16 protein-coding genes are annotated in these 18,101 nt (G+C 66.8%); 5 read left to right on the top strand and 11 right to left on the bottom strand.

Annotated elements, in window-relative coordinates; all coding sequences use genetic code 11:
* Nucleotides 1-7 precede the first annotated feature (7 nt).
* Nucleotides 8-1,216, bottom strand: coding sequence for a CdaR family transcriptional regulator (locus tag E3O22_RS13010; protein ID WP_134393755.1), 1,209 nt, complete (start codon nt 1,214-1,216; stop codon nt 8-10).
* A 296-nt stretch (nt 1,217-1,512) separates the two neighbouring features.
* Between E3O22_RS13010 and ald the strand changes: the two genes are divergently transcribed.
* Both ald and cycA read left to right on the top strand, forming a co-directional pair.
* A complete protein-coding gene (ald, locus tag E3O22_RS13005) occupies nt 1,513-2,649 on the top strand; it encodes an alanine dehydrogenase (protein WP_134342789.1) in 1,137 nt (378 codons plus the stop codon).
* A 127-nt stretch (nt 2,650-2,776) separates the two neighbouring features.
* Nucleotides 2,777-4,243 (top strand): D-serine/D-alanine/glycine transporter, encoded by a 1,467-nt coding sequence (cycA, locus tag E3O22_RS13000; protein WP_134393754.1) that lies wholly within the window; start codon nt 2,777-2,779, stop codon nt 4,241-4,243.
* A 49-nt stretch (nt 4,244-4,292) separates the two neighbouring features.
* Here the strand turns inward: cycA and E3O22_RS12995 are convergent, their stop codons facing one another.
* The 4 genes from E3O22_RS12995 to E3O22_RS12980 form a co-directional block, all read right to left on the bottom strand.
* On the bottom strand, nt 4,293-4,685 hold the full coding sequence (locus E3O22_RS12995) for a hypothetical protein (RefSeq protein WP_134393753.1): 393 nt from the start codon (nt 4,683-4,685) through the stop codon (nt 4,293-4,295).
* Between the two features lie 315 nt (nt 4,686-5,000).
* Nucleotides 5,001-5,453, bottom strand: a complete 453-nt coding sequence (locus E3O22_RS12990) for a hypothetical protein (RefSeq protein ID WP_104099486.1) — start codon at nt 5,451-5,453, stop codon at nt 5,001-5,003.
* Between the two features lie 370 nt (nt 5,454-5,823).
* The gene (locus E3O22_RS12985; RefSeq protein ID WP_166784649.1) at nt 5,824-8,046 is read right to left on the bottom strand and encodes an MMPL family transporter; all 2,223 of its coding nucleotides are present in this window, start codon (nt 8,044-8,046) and stop codon (nt 5,824-5,826) included.
* Nucleotides 8,047-8,129: 83 nt separating this feature from the next.
* Entirely contained in the window at nt 8,130-8,777 is a 648-nt protein-coding gene (locus tag E3O22_RS12980) for a TetR/AcrR family transcriptional regulator (protein WP_166784648.1), read from the bottom strand.
* Nucleotides 8,778-9,080: 303 nt separating this feature from the next.
* Between E3O22_RS12980 and E3O22_RS16775 the strand changes: the two genes are divergently transcribed.
* The gene (locus E3O22_RS16775; RefSeq protein ID WP_134393769.1) at nt 9,081-9,551 is read left to right on the top strand and encodes a type II toxin-antitoxin system YoeB family toxin; all 471 of its coding nucleotides are present in this window, start codon (nt 9,081-9,083) and stop codon (nt 9,549-9,551) included.
* Nucleotides 9,552-9,768: 217 nt separating this feature from the next.
* Complete coding sequence (locus tag E3O22_RS12970; protein ID WP_198410614.1) at nt 9,769-10,572, top strand: ice-binding family protein; 804 nt, start codon at nt 9,769-9,771, stop codon at nt 10,570-10,572.
* A 394-nt stretch (nt 10,573-10,966) separates the two neighbouring features.
* Here E3O22_RS12970 and E3O22_RS12965 read toward each other — a convergent pair whose 3' ends face one another.
* From E3O22_RS12965 to E3O22_RS12955, 3 genes are all read right to left on the bottom strand, one after another.
* A complete protein-coding gene (locus E3O22_RS12965) occupies nt 10,967-11,266 on the bottom strand; it encodes a nuclear transport factor 2 family protein (RefSeq protein ID WP_198410613.1) in 300 nt (99 codons plus the stop codon).
* 230 nt (nt 11,267-11,496) lie between these two features.
* Nucleotides 11,497-12,786, bottom strand: a complete 1,290-nt coding sequence (locus E3O22_RS12960; protein ID WP_166784647.1) for an HNH endonuclease signature motif containing protein — start codon at nt 12,784-12,786, stop codon at nt 11,497-11,499.
* 131 nt (nt 12,787-12,917) lie between these two features.
* Nucleotides 12,918-13,874: a LysR family transcriptional regulator ArgP gene (locus tag E3O22_RS12955; RefSeq protein ID WP_198410612.1), complete on the bottom strand. Its 957-nt coding sequence runs from the start codon at nt 13,872-13,874 to the stop codon at nt 12,918-12,920.
* 69 nt (nt 13,875-13,943) lie between these two features.
* Here E3O22_RS12955 and E3O22_RS12950 point away from each other — a divergent pair, with 69 nt between their 5' ends.
* Complete coding sequence (locus E3O22_RS12950) at nt 13,944-14,573, top strand: LysE/ArgO family amino acid transporter (protein WP_134393749.1); 630 nt, start codon at nt 13,944-13,946, stop codon at nt 14,571-14,573.
* A 226-nt stretch (nt 14,574-14,799) separates the two neighbouring features.
* Here the strand turns inward: E3O22_RS12950 and nagA are convergent, their stop codons facing one another.
* The 3 genes from nagA to E3O22_RS12935 form a co-directional block, all read right to left on the bottom strand.
* On the bottom strand, nt 14,800-15,954 hold the full coding sequence (gene nagA, locus E3O22_RS12945) for an N-acetylglucosamine-6-phosphate deacetylase (protein ID WP_134393748.1): 1,155 nt from the start codon (nt 15,952-15,954) through the stop codon (nt 14,800-14,802).
* 69 nt (nt 15,955-16,023) lie between these two features.
* The gene (locus E3O22_RS12940) at nt 16,024-16,809 is read right to left on the bottom strand and encodes a glucosamine-6-phosphate deaminase (RefSeq protein ID WP_134393747.1); all 786 of its coding nucleotides are present in this window, start codon (nt 16,807-16,809) and stop codon (nt 16,024-16,026) included.
* Nucleotides 16,810-16,840: 31 nt separating this feature from the next.
* The gene (locus tag E3O22_RS12935; RefSeq protein WP_134393746.1) at nt 16,841-18,085 is read right to left on the bottom strand and encodes a PTS transporter subunit EIIC; all 1,245 of its coding nucleotides are present in this window, start codon (nt 18,083-18,085) and stop codon (nt 16,841-16,843) included.
* Between the last annotated feature and the right edge of the window lie 16 nt (nt 18,086-18,101).

Genomic DNA, 18,101 nt, shown 5'->3' with positions numbered 1-18,101 from the left:
AGGCCCGTCAGAGGCGCGGACGGCCAGCCCAGCGGTCGGCCTTGAGGGCCAGGTGCAGCTCAAGGCGCGCCTGCCCGCCGAGCGGGTCGACGCCCAATGCAGAACGGATGCGTCCCAGCCGGTTGTAAATACTGGTTCGGTGCAAATGCAGGTGCTCTGCGACCTCGGCCACAGACCCGTTCTTGTCGTAGAGCATCTCGAGCACGGGTAGCAGTTCCCCGTTTCGGTCGAGTGCCCGGAGTTCGGAGAAGAGCGCTGACTCGGACGGCAACACGTCTCGACTTGCGACGGCCAGGAATTGGTAGACCCCGGTAGCGCGAAACGATACGAGCGTGCCGAGCTGGGTATCAACCCTGGCCGCTTGCACGGCGCTCCGCGCCTCGGAGTAGGCACCGGGCAGCCGTCGCAGGTCGGTGAAGGGCTCGCTCAGCCCGATCAGGGCGGGTGCAGCCACCTGCCCACCGCGGCGGGACACCTCGAACTCAAAGCGCATTCGAACCTCGGACAGGTCGAAGCCGTCAATCTCGTCGTGGAGCAGCAGAACGGCATGCGTTTCGGTGCCGGCCGAGAACAGCACGGTATTGATGCCAAGCGTGGCATAGAGTGCGGCGAGACGGTGCAGCAGGCCGCTCTTGGCGGGGTCGCGCTGCGCGTTGTCACCACGCTCGAGCAGCGCGGCGAGCCGCCAGGGTCCGCGCCCGTGCACACCAGGCCAACCGTCCACCGCCACGCCGGCATCGCGGTCCCCCAGGCACGCGGCGAGGAATTGGGCCTCGTCGGTGCGCCGCGCTTTATAATCGGCGCTGGAACGGTTGAGCAGCATCTCTGCGAGGGCGTCCATCTCCGGGCGGATGAGCCGCAGCTCACGCAGAATCACCTCGGGCGTTTGCTCGTCGTCGAGCTGGAGGACCCACAGATACCCCACCCGGAATCCACGTGCCAGCAGCGGCACGCACACGCGGCCCAACATTCCGAGGTCGGCGTTGGCCGGCACGGGCACCGGCTTCACTGCCGAGGCGATACCGTGGCTGAGCTGCCAGGCGCTGACATCGGGCGGAACAACCTTGCTCAGCAGAAAGTTCGTGCGCACTCGGTCGGCCGTGGGTTGATGCGCGCTATACGCGAGCAGCCCGCCGTCGAGGTCTTCAAGCGAGAGAGCCCGGTCAATTCGCGCGGCGATGTTGACCACTGCTTGGTCAATATCGGCCGTTTTCATAGATTCAATCTAACGGAGCAGCGTGGACGTCAGGAGACGATCGACGCACCTGGGCGCTACAGATGTCGAGCCGACTGCGGGGTGTCTGCACGATGAATCCGCCCCCGACCACCGGCCTCGGGAAAGACAAATACCTGCGTAAACGGCAATTTTCTGCCTTGTGCACCGCGCGACGGAGTTGCCCTCGGCCTCCGTTGTCCCCATGGCGGAGCCGGGGCGGCCTTTAAATCCGGGTTTATCATTTTAAAGCTGACCAAAGTCGATCAGCAGGCGTCTACAAGAAGCAGGAGTTCCCCATGATCATTGGCGTTCCAACCGAAGTCAAGAACAACGAGTTCCGCGTGGCCATCACCGCCGCCGGAGTGCACGAAGCCAAGATTCACGGCCACACCGTGCTGGTACAGGCCGGCGCGGGAATCGCCTCCGGCTTCGCTGACACCGACTACGAAGCCGCCGGTGCAACCATCGTCAAGACCGCCTTCGAGGTGTGGGCCAGCGCCGACATGATCCTCAAGGTGAAAGAGCCGATCGCGGCCGAGTACTCGTACTTTCGTGAGGGCTTGATCCTCTTCACCTACCTGCACCTCGCCGCCGAGCCCGCCCTCGCCAGCGCCCTGCTCGAGTCCGGCGTGACCGCGATCGCCTACGAGACCGTGCAGAAGGCTGACCGTTCACTGCCGCTGCTTGCCCCGATGAGCGAGGTTGCCGGACGCCTCGCCGTTCAGGTCGGCGCCGCGTCGATGACCCGACCGGGTGGTGGCCCGGGCATGCTGATGGGCGGGGTGCCCGGGGTGCGGGCCGCCAAGGTGACTGTGATCGGTGCCGGCGTCGCTGGCTCCAACGCCGCCGCCATGGCCATCGGGATGGGCGCTGACGTCACCATCCTGGACATCAACATCGACCGCCTGCGCGAACTCGACGCCCAGTACGCCGGACGTCTGAAGACCATCGCCTCGAACGCCTACGAGATCAACCGTTCCGTCACCGAGGCCGACCTCGTGATCGGCTCCGTGCTGATCCCCGGCGCCAAGGCCCCCAAGCTCGTCACCAACGAGCTCGTGTCGCGCATGAAGCGGGGCTCCGTGCTCGTGGACATCGCGGTCGACCAGGGCGGCTGCTTCGAAGGCACACACGCCACAACGCACGAGAACCCCACCTTCCCCGTGCACGGTTCGATCTTCTACTGCGTCGCCAACATGCCCGGCGCCGTTCCGCAGACGTCGACCCTCGCGCTGACGAACGTGACTCTGCCCTACGCTTTGTCGATTGCCGACCGTGGCGTGCGTGCAGCATTCGAGCGGGACGCCGCCCTTGCCGGTGGCCTGAACATCGCCGCCGGAAAGGTCGCGAACCGCTCGGTCAGCGTCGCCCTCGACCTACCGCTCACGGATTGGACCGACCTCGTCTCAGAGGTCGAGCTCGCGCTGGTCTAGCAGCACTGGTCGCGGATGCCGGGTACGGCCTGATCGGTCGGCCCCGGCATCCGCGACCCACAATTTCTGCAGAGATCGGTGACCCCGACACTGTGCCCATTGCCTGGACTACAAGGAAGTATCTCCGATGTCGCAAGTGAAAACCAGCACGCATCCAGCGCCGAACGCGCAACCACACCTGGCACGATCGCTCTCGAACCGTCATATCCAGCTCATCGCCATCGGCGGTGCGATCGGAACGGGCCTGTTCATGGGCTCGGGGAAGACGATCTCCCTCGCGGGGCCGTCCGTGATCTTCGTCTATATGATCATCGGCTTCATGTTGTTCTTCGTCATGCGGGCCATGGGCGAGTTGCTGCTCTCCAACCTCGAATACAAGTCGTTCAGCGACTTCGCCGGTGACCTGCTCGGGCCGTGGGCCGCCTTCTTCACGAGCTGGACGTACTGGGTGTGCTGGATCGTCACCGCCATCGCCGAGCTGATCGCGATCGCGCTGTATACGAGCTTCTGGTGGCCCGATCTGCCGCTATGGATTCCGGCGCTCGTGGCGGTAACGATTCTGCTCGGCTTCAACCTCACGAGCGTCAAGGCGTTCGGCGAGACCGAGTTCTGGTTCGCGCTGATCAAAATCGTGGCAATTGTCACGCTTATCGTCGTGGGCCTCGTGATGGTGTTCACTCAGTTCCAGTCCCCCAACGGCACCCCGGCGAGTTTCACCAACCTGTGGAACGACGGCGGGATGTTCCCGACCGGCCCGATGGGGTTCATCGCCGGTTTCCAGCTCTCCGTGTTCGCGTTCCTCGGGGTCGAGCTCGTGGGCACCACGGCCGCCGAAGCGCAGCACCCGGAGAAGAACCTTCCCAAGGCAATCAACTCCATTCCCATTCGCATCATGCTGTTCTACGTTCTCGCCTTGATCATGATCATGACGGTCACGCCGTGGCGTGAGGTCCGCGCCGATGTGAGCCCGTTCGTGGCGATGTTCGCCCTCGCAGGGCTCGGCGGGGCCGCGGCCGTGATCAACTTCGTCGTGCTCACGAGCGCGACATCCTCAGCGAACTCCGGTCTGTATTCAACATCCAGAATGCTTTTCGGGCTGTCGGTCGAGGGCACGGCATCGGGGCGGTTCCAACGTCTGACCCGCCACAAAGTGCCGGCCAACGCCCTGCTGTTCTCGTGCATGTTCCTGCTCATATCGGCTGTGCTGCTGTATTCGAGTTCATCGATCATGGCCGTGTTCACCGTGGTGACAACAATGGCGTCGGTGCTGTTCATCTTCGTGTGGACCATCATCGTGGTGAGCTACATCGTGTATCGCAAGCGCCGCCCGGCGCTGCACGCAGCATCCAAGTTCAAAATGCCCGGCGGCGTGTACATGAGTTATGTCCTGCTCGCGTTCTTCGTATTCCTGATCTGGGCGCTCACCCAGAAGACGGATACGCTGCAGGCGTTGGTCGTGACGCCGGTGTGGTTCATCGGGCTCGGCATCGCCTGGCTCATCATCCGCCGTCGCCCCGAAATGGCCGCTAATCAAGAACTTCACCGGGCGAGTGTCGAGGCCGATCGGGCTTTGGCGCTCACCTTCCGCGACTGAGGGTCGAGACGAGCCGGTCAGTCCGAGGCAGCGCGGTGCTCAGCCGGCGTCACAGGGGAGACATCCGCATGTACTGCAGCCTGTCCGCCTCCCGCCGGGCGTCCCGGAGGAGCCTCACCGTTCGCAGCACGAACCCGATCAGCGCCAGCACAGTGGAGACCGCGACCAGGTAGAGGGAAACCGTGACAATGAGGGCCGGCCTCTCCATTTCCACTCCGGGGTAGCCGGCTCCGAACTGCCACAGGGCGTATCCGGCACCGGCAAGCAGAACCACCAGGCCCAGGCTGCCCAGGAACAGCTTCGGGCCGTCGCCTCGCAGAAGCTGCACGATTCCGTCCAGGAGGAACGACGCCGCGAACGGCAGACACTCCGTGCCCATCAGGATCCCGCAGTGCGCCACGACCAGCGCCCCCGTTGCGAGCAACACATTATCCGAACTCACGCTTCAGTCCCCCAACTGATTGGCTCTACTGCAAAGTTCAAGCCTAGGTAGGGGCGCGCCGCGAAAGATGGCTTTGGCCTGCTTTTTTGTCCCCAGTGGGGGTGTCGCGGCAGTGAATATGGATGCGTGCGGCAGGTCTGGAACAGACTCCACACCGGTTCGGAGGCTCCTGATTCGCCCTGCCGAAGCCGTGAGGGGTCACAAATCGACCTTCAGTCGACTCAGGAAGGTCGATTTGCGACCCCTCGCAGCCGTCTTCAGCCACCGTGGCGGTTGGCGCTATCGAAAGTCGGTGACTTTGGGCCGCCGCTAACGTCATGGAGATGCGGCGAACACCTCGTCAAGCGTGACCAGTTCGTTCCCGCCGAAGTATTTTTGTACGTCGGCGGGACATTCCACGGCAGCGATAGAAGGGGGCATATAGACATCAACCCGGTCGCCCACGAACTCGACCTCGATGCTGACGCAGACCAACACGTTGGCAACCCTCGAATTGAATCCACTTCCGGTGGAGCTTTGCCCCGATGCGGCGTAGCTAACCAGCACCTTCGGGTAGGACATTGATCGATCGACTACCGCGCCGAACGCCGCTCCGCGAGCCCAACCGGGTGTCTGTTCATCTGTGTCTTCGCGGATTGTGGCGAACGCCGGCTTGGGCCAGACGTCTCCTGTGGACACCGCATCCAAGTAGCTGTCGAGGTTGTGGCCAATGGCGCTTTCGATGGCTAGGGCGGAGACCTTCTCTATGGTGATCCTGGCCTCAAACATTGCCTCCTCTCGTATATTCGGACGCGAACCTGAGCACGCCGAAAGAGGGAGGATCAGGCACAAAACGAGAGCGGTCTCAACAACCCGTCGTGAATGCCACGGTGCATGTGTATCTCTGCTTGACAATCGATCTCCATTTTTCGCGGTGGGGCATCAGTAATGCGGCGCCTGGATGGTGCTTGGTGTTGATCGTGAAGACTCCACCCGGGCCGAATCTAGCGGGCGTGGCACCGCTGGCTACATCCCCAGAACGGGCGGGCCGTCCCTCGTGACGCGGACCTGGGGATCTTCAGGAAAATGTAGGGCAGCCTGGCGCACGGTAGAACGTAAGCCAGTTTCCGCAGGGTGCGCCTCGGCATCCGTCACGCGGCTATTTCTGCACCAACACCCTGGTCAGTCCTGCTGCTCCGGAGCCCGTCACACCATCGGGGCCGGCCTCCGCATCGGCCGACGACCGGCGCTTCGGGCGCCCCCACGCTCCGCGGCCCGCGATCGCGAGCAGCGCCGGCACGAGCACCAGCATCACGACGAGCGCGTACACGGCGATGGACATCGCCAGGCCGAAGCCGAACATGGTCACGGTGCGCTGGTCGTTGAGAATGAAGCTGCCGAAGACGACGACCATGACGGATGCCGCGGCCAGGATCACCCGGGCCGTCGCGGCCAGGCCGTCACGCACCGCCCGGTCGGCGTTTCCCGTGCGGGCGAGCTCCTCCTTGACGCGGCTGAGCAGGAACACGGTGTAGTCGGTGGACAGCCCGAACAGCACCGCGAACAGCATCACCGGAACGAACGATTCCACCGGGCCGGAGGACACCCCGAGCAGGCCGGCGGGCCACCATCCCCATTGGAACACCGCGACGACCGGGCCGTAGGCGGCACCGACCGCGAACAGGTTCATGATGACGGCCATGGCCGCGATGAACGGTGCCCGGAACTCGATCAGCAGAACGATGAAGGCCAGCACGACGACGATCAGGATGAACCAGCCGATCTGCGCCAGGAGCGTGTCGGCCAGGTCGATGCTGGTCGCGGTTGCCCCGCCGACGTGGGCGGCCGCGCCCGGTGCCGCGGCCGGCAGCACGGTGTCGCGCAGGTCGTGCACGAGGGTTTCGGTGGCGGCGTCATCCGGCGAGCTGGTGGGGATCACGGTGAACAGCGCGGTCGTTCCGTTCTCGGCCAGCCGCGGGGGTGTGAGCGCGCTGACGCCATCCGTTGCCGCCAGTTGCGTGTGCACGGCCATGCTTGCGGCCTGGCTCTCGGGCGGCGTGGAGTCGGCGCCGAAGTCGACCGTGACCAGGAGCGGGCCCGCCCACCCGGCGCCGAAGCCGTCGACGATGAGGTCGTAGGCCTTGCGCGGGGTGGTGTCGGCGGCCTGGGATCCACCGTCGGCGGTGCCGAGGCGAAGGGACAGCAGCGGCAGGGCGAGAATCGCCAGCACGAGCACGGCGGCGAGCGCCGAGACCCAGCGCCGACGCTGGATGCCGCCGACCCAGCCGCGCCAGCCGGAGGCGGGCCGCGGGTGGGAGGTGCTCGGGGCATCCGTCGCGGCATTCGTCACGGCCGTCTTCTTGCGGAGCTTGCGCACCCGCACGCGGTCCAGGTTGGTGCCGAAGATGGCCAGCAACGCCGGCAGCAGGGTGACGGCGGCGAGCATCGTGGCACTTACCACGATGGCGCTGGCCAGCCCGAGGGAGGAGACGAACGGGATGCCGATGGCGTAGAGGCTGAGGATGGCGATGATCACCGTGGCGCCGGCCACCAGAACGGAACGGCCCGCGGTGGTCATGGCCGCCTCGATGGATGCGTTCGGGGCCAGGCCCTGGGACATCCCCTCACGGTGCCGGGTGACGATCAGCAGGGCGTAGTCGATGCCCACGCCCAGGCCGATCATGGCGGCCACGATCGGACCGGACGTGCCGATGGTCACCGTCGAGGCGATCATGGTGATCGAGGCGAGCCCGATGCCGAGGGCCATCAGTGCGCTGACCAGGGTGACCAGCATCGCGAAGACGGAGCCGAACACCAGGAGCAGCACCAGGGCGGCGGCGAGCAGCCCGTAGGCCTCGCTTCCCGACGGCCCGGACTCGGCCTGGGCGGCGGGGCCGCCGAATTCGACCTGGACCCCGGCATCCTGCACGCCGTCGAAGGCCGCCTGCGTCTCGGCCAGCGTCTCGACGGGGATGTCCTTGGCCCGCTCGGTGAACTGGATGGTCACCATCGCCGTCATTCCGTCTTCGGAGACCATCGGCTGCGGAGGGCCGTACGGTGAGCGCACGGCGGCGACACCGTCGAGGGCGGCCAGCTCGGCCACGGCCCCCTCCACCGCGGTGCGGGTGGCCGGAGACGTGACGGGCTCCGCGGCATCCGTGCTGTGCACAATGGCCTGCATGCCGTCACCGGACAGTTCCGGGAACTGCTCGCGCAGGGTGTCGTAGGCGGCCTGCGAGTCGGTGCCGGCGAGGGTGAGGTCGTTGCTGAAGGTGCCGCCGATCGCCCGGCTGCCGACCAGGGCGCCGAGGAGCAGCACCAGCCACAGTCCGACCACGATCCAGCGGTGCCGGGTTGATATGCGAGCGAGTGCAGAGAGCACGGAGAGTCCCATCACGGTTCATCGAGTCCGGCAGCACCATTCGGGCTGCTGATCTGAGACTAAATGAAATGAGACAGCGTTGTCTAGTTTTGTGCCTGGGAGTTCTTGTTGCCTGTCGTCTTGTTGTCGGTCATCTTGTTGTCAGTCGTCTTGTTGTCGGTCGCGATGCCGCCGACCAGGGTGCGGAAGATGAGGTCGGACACGTCGGCGTCGGAGTGCTTCGTGGTCGGCGCGGCCCGAACGGCGGCGATGAGCAGGGAGGCCATGGCCGTGACGATCCACTCCGGTGACAGGTCGGAACGGATGTCGCCTTCGAGCTGACCGCGCTTGACGACGTCGACCACGGGGGCGAGCACCTGGTCGCGCTGGGTGAGGAATCGCGGGCTGGCGTCCGACGCCTTCATCAGGATGATGCGGAAGCGCATCCCGTGCTTGCCCAGCGCGCCGATGACGCGCCGGAGCACCTCGAGCGCGTTCCCATCGTCGAGGCGACACGCGAAGAGGGTCTCCGACGCGCGGGTGAGGGCCTCCGCCTGGATCGCCTTGAGCAGGGTCTGCCGGTTGCTGAAGTGGCGGTAGAGGGTGGCGCGGGTCAGGTTCGCGGCCTGCGCGACATCCGCCATCGATGAGTCGGGGTCGCGGGCGAGCACGTCGGCCGCCGCCGCAAGGAGGGCCCGCTGGTGGCGTTCCACGTCGATGCGCGGCACGGCTGGCTGTTTAGGGCTGGGCATGGAACCTTTCCGGGGAGTGCGTCGCTGTCGAGAATACGCGACGGGGGCATCCATGGCGGGCTGGGCCCTCGATCTGCTGGCCTGCTGTCGAGGTGCCGGTCAGTGTCCACTCGGACACCCCGACACCGTCGTTGCACACCCAGTGCCGGTCGTCACCGTAGTGCACATCGGAGATGCCCTCGAACCGCTTCGCAAGCCCCGGCTGCGCCTCCCACCAAGGCACGGACGCTCCCCCGCCAACGCGAAGCGGCTGCTCGAGAGCATTGCGCCGGCAAAGCGGCCGAGCGCCCGTTGGCCGAGTGAATCTCGTACTGGTCTCGCCGAATCACGGAGGAGCACCGCCTGGTCTATGCCGTGGAAGAGGAGCGGATCGTCGTGATGGCGACGAAGTATCACCACTCGGGGCGGTCGGGCATCCGTGCTGGTCAGAACGGGACTGGTCAGAACGGCGCATCGTCCGGCGGCAGTGGCCGGGCGGGTCTCGCCGTACGGGGAGGAGTCCACTACTCACCCGGTGGGGCGATCGGGGTGGCCGGCTGTACTTCGCCACGTATGCTCGCCATCCACGGTTCTACCGCCCAGGACGTTTCCGTCTTCCACCGATGCGGCGCCATGCGGCGCCATGCCGATGACACTATCGGCCGCACGAGCCCGGCCCTCCATACTCATGGCGTAGTCGAGATATTCCCCTCAGTGGCACGTGGCTCCTCAGCGACGCGAACTATTCATCTGAACGCCACGCGCCGTGTTCGGGGGCGCAGTTATCACCCCTAGTCTGGGGTTAGACAGATTCGATTCGTTGGATTCCAGCTCAGTGGGGCGCACTTTCTCGTGCGCGATGCCCGTCTTTCCTTCGCGGCTGGAGAGGTGCATTCCCGGCACACTTCCGCCAGTGAGCGAAACCCGGCCATCGTTCCGGGGACCGCCATGTTCAGCGGCCCTGCCCTCGCGTCCGCGCTCGCGGATGTGTCTCACGGGAAAGGCAATCACCATGTCCACTTTCACTAAGAAACCACACTCCGGCATCCGTCGTTGGCTGCCGGCAATGCTTTTCGCAGTCGCCATCGCAGGCGTCGGCACGGCCGGCCTCGGCACCGCGGGCGCCACCCCGGCGTCGGCAGCCGTGCCCATCGGGTCCGTGCGCGCGCCGATCGCGCTCGGCTCCGCCGGCACCTTCGCCATTCTTTCCCAGACTGGTGTGACGGATGTCTACGCGTCGGCGGTCAACGGAAACGTCGGCGCCAGCCCGATCACGGGTGCCGCCATCCACCTGAGCTGCGGCGAAGTGCAGACCGGCATCATCTACACGGTCGACGCCGCCGGCCCGGCCTGCGCGGTCACCGACCCGGCCTACCTGAACACCGTCGTCGGCGACATGGGCATCGCCTACCAGGATGCCGTCAGCCGCGGCCAGGCTGACGCGATCGACTTGGGCGCCGGTGAGATCGGCGGCCTCACGCTGAACCCGGGCCTCTACCAGTGGACCACCGGAGTCACCATCTCGAGCGACGTCACCCTGACCGGCGGCCCGAACGACGTGTTCATCTTCCAGGTCGCCGGCAACATCAGCGAGGCTAGCGCCAAGCAGGTCACCCTCGCCGGTGGAGTACAGGCGAAGAACGTGTTCTGGCAGACCGCCGGCTCCGTGTCAATCGGCACGGCGGCGCACTTCGAGGGCGTCGTGCTCTCCAAGTCGCTCATCGCGGTGAAGACCGGCGCGACGGTCAACGGTCGCCTGCTCTCGCAGACCGCCGTCACCCTGCAGATGAACACGGTCACCCAGCCCGCACTCTAGCGCGCACTCCGCGCCGCCAGGTTCGTGGCCGCACCGGACACCTGTGTCAGCCGCCCGGCCGCACTCGTCCGGTGCGGCCACAATCAGCTGCTTGGCGCCGTCACCGGCTGGCATCCAGCGAACACCGCTGCAGCGGCCAACCTGATCGGATGCGCGCTAGCCGCGGCTCAGCCGATGACTTTTCACCGTGCACAAGTTCTCCTGCGGTCGTGGCGCGTGGTGTGGAAGCGGGCGCACGGTAGAACATGCGCCCACTTCCATAGGGTGCGCCGCGGCATCCGTCACACGAGCCTGGGCGCCGTTGGCGTCACTCGACGATCTTCCAGAAGGAATCTTCGCGGGTGATCTTGGCGTGCTCGTGGAACTCGAGCAGGTCGAGCCCGCGCACCTCGATCTACTGGCCCGCGGTCGAGGTTCCGGTCAGCGTCCACTCGGACACCCCGACGCCGACGCCGTCGTTGCCCACCCAGTGCCGGTCGTCGCCGTAGTGCACATCGGGGATGCCCTCGAAGCGCTTGGCGAGCCCTGCCCTGACCGCCTCTTTGCCCACGAACCGGTCGCCGCGCGGCTTCGCACCCCTCGGCAGGGAGAAGACGCAGTCGTCGGCGAAGTAGCCCATGATGGCGTCCAGGTCATGCCGGTTGAAGGCATCCAGAAAGCCATTCAGCACTTCGCGTGTCACTTTGTCGCTCATGTGAACCTGCCTCCTCGTGTGCCGTGCGAGCCCACCGGGCTCGAGCGATGAATCTGTGCGAGCGTAACCAGCGACGCGCAATGCTTCAAGGACGCGCAATGCTTCAAGGATTACGCCCAGACTGCGCCTCCCAACACGGCTCGGATGCTCCCCCGCCAACGCGACCCGATCGCGGCGAGGTATCGCTACTAGGGGCGGTCAGGCATCCGTTCTGGTCAGAGCCGTGCCGGTCAGAACGGCGCCTCGTCGGGCAGTGGCGGCCGGGCGGGTCTGGACGTTCGGGGAGTTGTCGGGGGCGCACCCGGTGGGGCGATCCGGGTGGCCGGCTCCGTCACGAACTCGCGTCCGGACGGTGAATTCCAGGTGAGGATGCCGCCGGGTTCTTGTTTCACCGTCCACCCGGTCTCGGTCTTCAGCGCGTGACAGCCCGGGCAGAGATGGGCCAGGTTGTTGTGGGCGGTGTGACCGAGGTCTTGCCACTCATGGGTATGGTCGAGGTCGGCGGTGCGGGCCGGCTGATTGCAGCCGGCGAAGCGACAGGTTTCGTCGCGTAATCGGAGGAACCGCCGGAGCGCCTTCGGAACCTTGTACCGTTCGCGGCCGACCGAGAGCACGATCCCCGTCTCGGGATGGGTCAGGATGCGCGTGAAACTCGGCGCTCGCGAGGCCAGGTCGCGGGCTGTGTCGGGGTCGATCGGCCCGTAACCCTCGAGGTAGCCGGGTTCTTCGCTGTGGCCGAGGAGCGTCATCACCGGGACGGTGATCTGAACCGTGGCACGGATGCCCTTGCCGATGCCCGACGGGGTCACACCGTCGATCAGCAGGTCGCTGATCACGTCGGTGCGCACCTGGGTGAGGGACCGCTGCTCCCCCGGCCCCATCAGGCTGAGGGCGGCGTCGTTCGCCCGGGCGAAGATGGCGTGCACGGTGTCGGCGCTCGTGGTCACGGTCAGGGTCGCCATGCCGTCGGGTTCCGCCTGAAGATAGGAGGTGCGCTCCGCGAAGGATTTCTCTCGCCGGGCGGTGATGGATTCCGGGTGCAGGCGCTCGCGGAGCACGCGGGCCTTGTGCTTGAGCTTGGCCGCCGTCAGGGTGCGCGCGGCCGGCAGCAGCGCCTCCTCGAAGGCGGGTAGCGCCGCTTCGGGCACCGAGCAGGCCTGCCCGATCAGCACCTGGGCGTGACGGTAGCTGATCTCCCCGGCCTGCAGCGCCGCCCGGGTGCCGGGCAGGTCTTCGGCCAGGGCCCGGGACTCGGCGATCAGGCTCACTGCGGTGGGTTCGGGGATGCGCAGGGTGCAGGCCAGTTCGCTGGAGAATTCACGCCGGGCGATCTCGTCGGGCTCCCACCGGGCACCCGCTCGGCGGGGTGTTTTTGCGGCAAACTTCTCGCTGAAGCGGCGGGCCTCATCGATCATGTCGGCCCGCTGCGCGAACCCCCGCGCGAGACCCCGGTCGACGGCGGCGATCGCGTCGAAACGCGAGCCGAGCTGCGCCTGTGGGGTGCTCACCGAGGGGGTCATGGCACTCACGTTACGGGGTACCACTGACATTCTTTGAGGGTTTCTCAGTGGCTCGAACAAGCTGGTCAAAGTATTTTTGGGGAGGGATTGTCGGCAGCGACGCCCGCCTCGCCGGGCGGCTCGGCGAGGCCCTACGGGTGGAGACTGGCCGCCGCGACGCGGCCCACGGCATCCGTCACCTGGTCCAGCAGCCGGGAGGCGATGTTCCAGCGCTGCCAGTAGAGCACCACGTCGATCGGATGCCCCGGGGCCAGTTCCACGAGCCGGCCGTCGCCAATCTTGGTGAGGCATTGTTGCTCGGGCAGCAGCCCCCAGCCCAGGCCGAGCACCACCGCACGGGCGAAGTCGGCCGAGGTGGGGATGTGGTGACGCGGGACATCCGCGGCCCGGCCGCCGATGCTGTGCAGGAACCGGTGCTGCAGGTCGTCGCGACGGTCGAAGTTGACCATCGGGGCGGTGTCGAGACCGGCGAGGTCAGGACCGGCGAGGTCTGGCCCGGCGAGGTCTGGCCCGGCGGTGTCTGGCCCGGCGGTGCTTGCCACACCGCCCAGCTCGGCCTCGACGAACCGGGGGCTGGCCACAGCCCGATAGCGCATCGAGCCCAGCCGCGCCGAGCTGCACCCTTGCACCGCCTCCGCCGTGGAGGTGACCGCCGCCATTACGGCACCTGAACGCAGCAGCGAGGTGGTGTACTCCTGCTCCTCACGGTAGATATCGAAGACAGCGCCGCTGTCGGTGGGCACGGCGGCGAGCGCATCCAGGAACCAGCTGCCCAGGGAATCGGCGTTGACCGCCAGCGCCAGCGAGGTGCGGCCGCCCCTCTGCAGGCCCGCGCCGAGCTCGGTGGCCACGTCGCTCTCGAGCAACTGCACCTGCCGCGCATGCCGCAGCACGATGTCGCCGGCAACGGTGGGCAGAACCGGGTTCACCCGCTGGACCAGCACTTGACCGGCATCCTGTTCCATGGCCTTGACCCGTTGCGAGACAGCGGATGCCGTCAGCCGCAGCCGCTGCGCCGCCGCCTCGAACGTGCCCTCCTCGACGAGCGCAACCAGGGTGTGCAGGTGGTCCAGCTGGAACGCCATCATTAGCCTCGCTTAGGTATGCTTCGAAGGTTTAGCTGTACTGCGTGTTGAGCGCCTCCTAGATTTGCCACCATGGACCTCGCCACCACCCTCCTCCCCGCGCTGCTCGGGTTCGGCACCGGACTCGCCCTGATCGTCGCGATCGGCGCCCAGAACGCCTATGTTCTGAGGCTCGGGATCGAGGGGCGCACGCGCACCATCCTGCCGGTGGTGCTGATCTGTTCCATCTCGGATGCCGCGCTCATCTTCGCGGGAATCCTCGGCATCGGCCTGCTGGTGGAACAGACCCCGGTGGCGCTGATCGTGATCCGGGTTGTCGGGGCCGCGTTCCTGCTGGCCTACGGGGTGTTCGCCGCCGTACGGACCTTCAAACCGGGCTCCCTGGTGGCGAATGCTTCGCCGACCCCGATCGGCACCAAGGTGGCGGTGGCGACCATGCTCGCACTCACCTGGCTGAACCCGCACGTCTACCTGGACACCCTGATCTTCCTCGGGTCGGTCGCCAACCAGCAGGGCGAGGCCGCCCGCTGGTGGTGGGGCGCCGGCGCCATCACGGGCAGCTTCGTGTGGTTCTTCAGCCTCGGCTTCGGTGCCCGCCATCTGCGGCGGTTCTTCGCCCGCCCGCGTTCGTGGCGCATCCTCGACGGTTTCATCGCCGTCGTGATGCTCTCGCTCGGGGTACGGATGGCTTTCGGGGTGTAGCGGCGCCCGGGGTAGGGGTTTGTTTGCCGCCCGCCGCGCCGCCGCCCGTTCCACACCGCCCGCCGCCCGCCGCCCGCCGCCCGAACGAATTCGACGGAGATTTTGGCTCAAACGCCCGAAAAAGGCACTTTCAGGCACGTTTGGGCGAGAATCTCCGTCGAATTCGTTAGGGGCTGGGCGGGGGAATGGGTCAGGGGAACGAACGGGGAGTCGGAACACGGACGAGCTACCGCGCGCACCAGACCCCGGCCTGCATCGTCGCCGTGACACACAGGCCCGCGTCGAGCACGATCAGGTCGGCGCGGAGGCCGGCGGCGAGCCGACCGCGGTCGGGGAGGCCGATCATGTCGGCCGGGTTCTGGGTGGCCGCCCGCACCGCGACGGCCAACGGCACTCCGGCGGTGTGCACGGCGTAGCGCACGGCTTCGCTCAGGGTCAGCACGCTGCCGGCGATCGTGCCGTCGGCCAGGCGCGCCACGCCGTTGGCGACGCTCACGTCGAGGCCGCCGAGCTTGTAGGCGCCGTCGTCCGCGCCGGCAGCGGCCATGGCATCCGTGACGAAGACGGGCCGCGACGGGCTTTCGATGATGAACCGCACGACGGCCGGATGCAGGTGCACGCCGTCGGCGATGAGCTCGGCGAAGACGTTCGGGTCTTCAAGCAAGGCGAGAGCCGGGCCGGGCTCACGCTGGTGAATCTGCCGCATCGCGTTGAATACGTGCGTTCCTGCCGTGGCCCCCGCCGCGATCGCCTGCCGCGTCAGGTCGTAGTTCGCGTCGGTGTGCCCGATCGCGGCCACGGCCCCGTGGCCCGCGATCTGCGTCACGGCCGCGAGCCCGCCCTCCAGTTCAGGCGCGATGGTGACCATGCGCACGGTGCCTCGCCCCGCCCGCATCAACCGGTCGACGGTCTCAGTATCAGGCTCGCGCAACAAGCTCTCGTCGTGGGCCCCGCGGTGAACCGGACTCAGCCACGGGCCCTCCAGATGGATGCCGGCCAGCACTCCCCGTTCGACCAGCCCGGCCAGGGCTGCCACGGTGCGCTCGAATGTGTCAAGGGGACCGGTGACGAGACTGGCCATCATCGTGGTCGTGCCGTGAGCCCGGTGGGTCGCGGTGATCCGCGCCACGGCGGCGTCGGTGTCGGCGTCGTTGAAGCTGCTGCCGCCGCCGCCGTGCGTGTGGATGTCGACGTAGCCGGGCGCCAGGGTGCTCTCCGCGAAGACGTGGTCGGGCGCGCGGGGCGGCTCGCCCGCGCCGCACGCCACGATCCGTCCCGCACGGATGTCCACCCACCCCGGCGTGTGCACCGCATCGGGTGCGATCACGGCCCGGGCAGCGAGGAGCGTCGAGTCGACCTGGGTGGGTGCGGGCGGGGTCATGAGGGTGTCTCCAGGAGTCAGCGAGTTGCACGGAACGGGGTGAGGAAACGCGTCAGGATTCGCGGCGCGTCAGATCCCCTGCCAGGCGTGCTTGTTGGCCCAGGCGTACTTGTAGTAGGCGAGGTTCTCGAGCCGGGAGGCGGCGGCCTCGTCGACGATGACCGTCACATGCGGATGCAGCTGGATGACGGATCCCGGCTTGCTCGACGTGATCGGTCCCTCGACGGCGGCGGCGATGGCATCCGCTTTCTCCTCGCCGAAGGCCAGCAGAATGAGGTGCCGGGCCCGCAGAATGGTGCCCAGACCCTGCGTCATGCAGTGGATCGGCACGTCGTCGGGGGATGCGAAGAACCGCGCGTTGTCAACGCGGGTCTTCTCGGCGAGGGTCTTGATGCGCGTGATCGACGCGAACGACGACCCCGGCTCGTTGAACCCGACGTGCCCGGTACGGCCGATGCCGAGAATCTGCACGTCGATGCCTCCGGCGGCGCGAATGGCTGCCTCGTAGTCGACGCCCGCGGTCTCAATTGTGGCCAGGTCGCCGTTCGGCACCTGGATGTTCCCGGGGGTGAGACCGATCGGCACGACGGCGTCGCGGGTGATCACGGAGCGGTAGCTTTCCGGGTGGTCGGCCGGCAAGCCGACGTACTCGTCCAGTGCGAAGCCGCGCACCCGAGAGACGTCCATCGGGTTCTCCGCCAGCGACGCGGCGAGCGCCGCATAGACCGAGAGCGGGGTCGAGCCGGTGGCCAGACCCAGCACCGCGTCGGGCTTCCGGGTGATGAGTGCGCGAATGGATGCCGCCGCGAGCGTTCCCGCCGCGGCCTCACTGTCAACAAAAACTACTTCAGCCATTATTCGTGCTCCAGACTCTGGATTGTGTGGACTAGACCGACGTCGAGGAGGCGGAGTCCGGCGCACTGGCGTCGGGCACCTCGTCGTCGCCGCGGCCGGGGGTCTTCAGATTCCACTTGCGGATCACGAAGCGGAACAGGAAGTAGTAGATCGCGCCATACGCCAGCCCGATCGGGATGAGCAGGAGCGGTTTCTCGGCGAGGCCGAAGTTGAGCACGTAATCGAACAGACCCGCGCTGAAGCTGAAACCGTCGCGAATGCCCAGTGCGTTCACCAGAGCCATCGACGTCCCGGTGAGGAACGCGTGGATGACGAAGAGGGGGAACGCCACGAACATGAACGAGAACTCGAGGGGCTCGGTGACGCCGGTGAGCATGGCGGTGAGGGCACCGGAGAGCATGATGCCGCCGACGATCTTCTTCTGGGACGGCTTCGCCTCATGCCAGATGGCGAGGGCTCCGGCGGGCAGGGCGAACATCATGATCGGGAAGAACCCGGTCATGAAGGTTCCGGCGGTGGGGTCGCCGGCGAAGAACCGCGCGATGTCGCCGCTGGCGCCGTTGTAGTCGCCGATCACAAACCACACCACGGAGTTGAGGATGTGGTGCAGCCCCACGGGGATGAGCAACCGGTTGGTGGTGCCGTACAGGAAGCCGCCCCAGATGTCGTTGGAGGTGACGACATCGCCGAAGGCCGTCAATCCGCCGGCGAAGGCCGGGTAGACGAAGCTGAGGAGAACGCCGAGTGCGAGCGCCACCACGGCGGTGATGATCGGGACGAAGCGTCGGCCACCGAAGAAGGCGAGATAGCTGGGCAAGGAGATGCGGTGATATTTCTGCCAGAGCACCGCAGAGACGATACCCATCAGGATGCCGCCGAGCACGCTGTAATCGACGAGAACCTGGGGGTCACCCTCGGCCGGCAGCCCCAGCACGAGAGGCGACATCGCCTCACCGACCTTGGAGAAGACGAGATAGCCGACCACGGCCGCGAGGGCGGTCGAGCCGTCGGACTTCTTCGCGAAGCCGATCGCGACGCCGACCGCGAAGAGCAACGGGAGGGCACCGAACAGCGCCCCGCCCGCCGAGGCGATGACGGCTCCGCCCGTTTCGAAGCCGGGAATGGCGCCGAGCAGGTCAGGCTGACCGATGCGGAGAAGCAGCCCGGCGGCAGGCAACGCCGCGATGGGCAGCATCAGGCTGCGGCCGACTCGTTGAGCCTGGCCCAGGCCCGGTATTTTTCGTCGCGTCCCGGCGTCTACGGTGATGCTGGACATGGATTTCCTCCTGTGA

It is taken from the genome of Cryobacterium sp. TMT2-18-2, assembly GCF_004402245.1.
Lineage (GTDB): Bacteria > Actinomycetota > Actinomycetes > Actinomycetales > Microbacteriaceae > Cryobacterium > Cryobacterium sandaracinum.
This window is presented reverse-complemented; position numbering and strand designations above follow the sequence as displayed.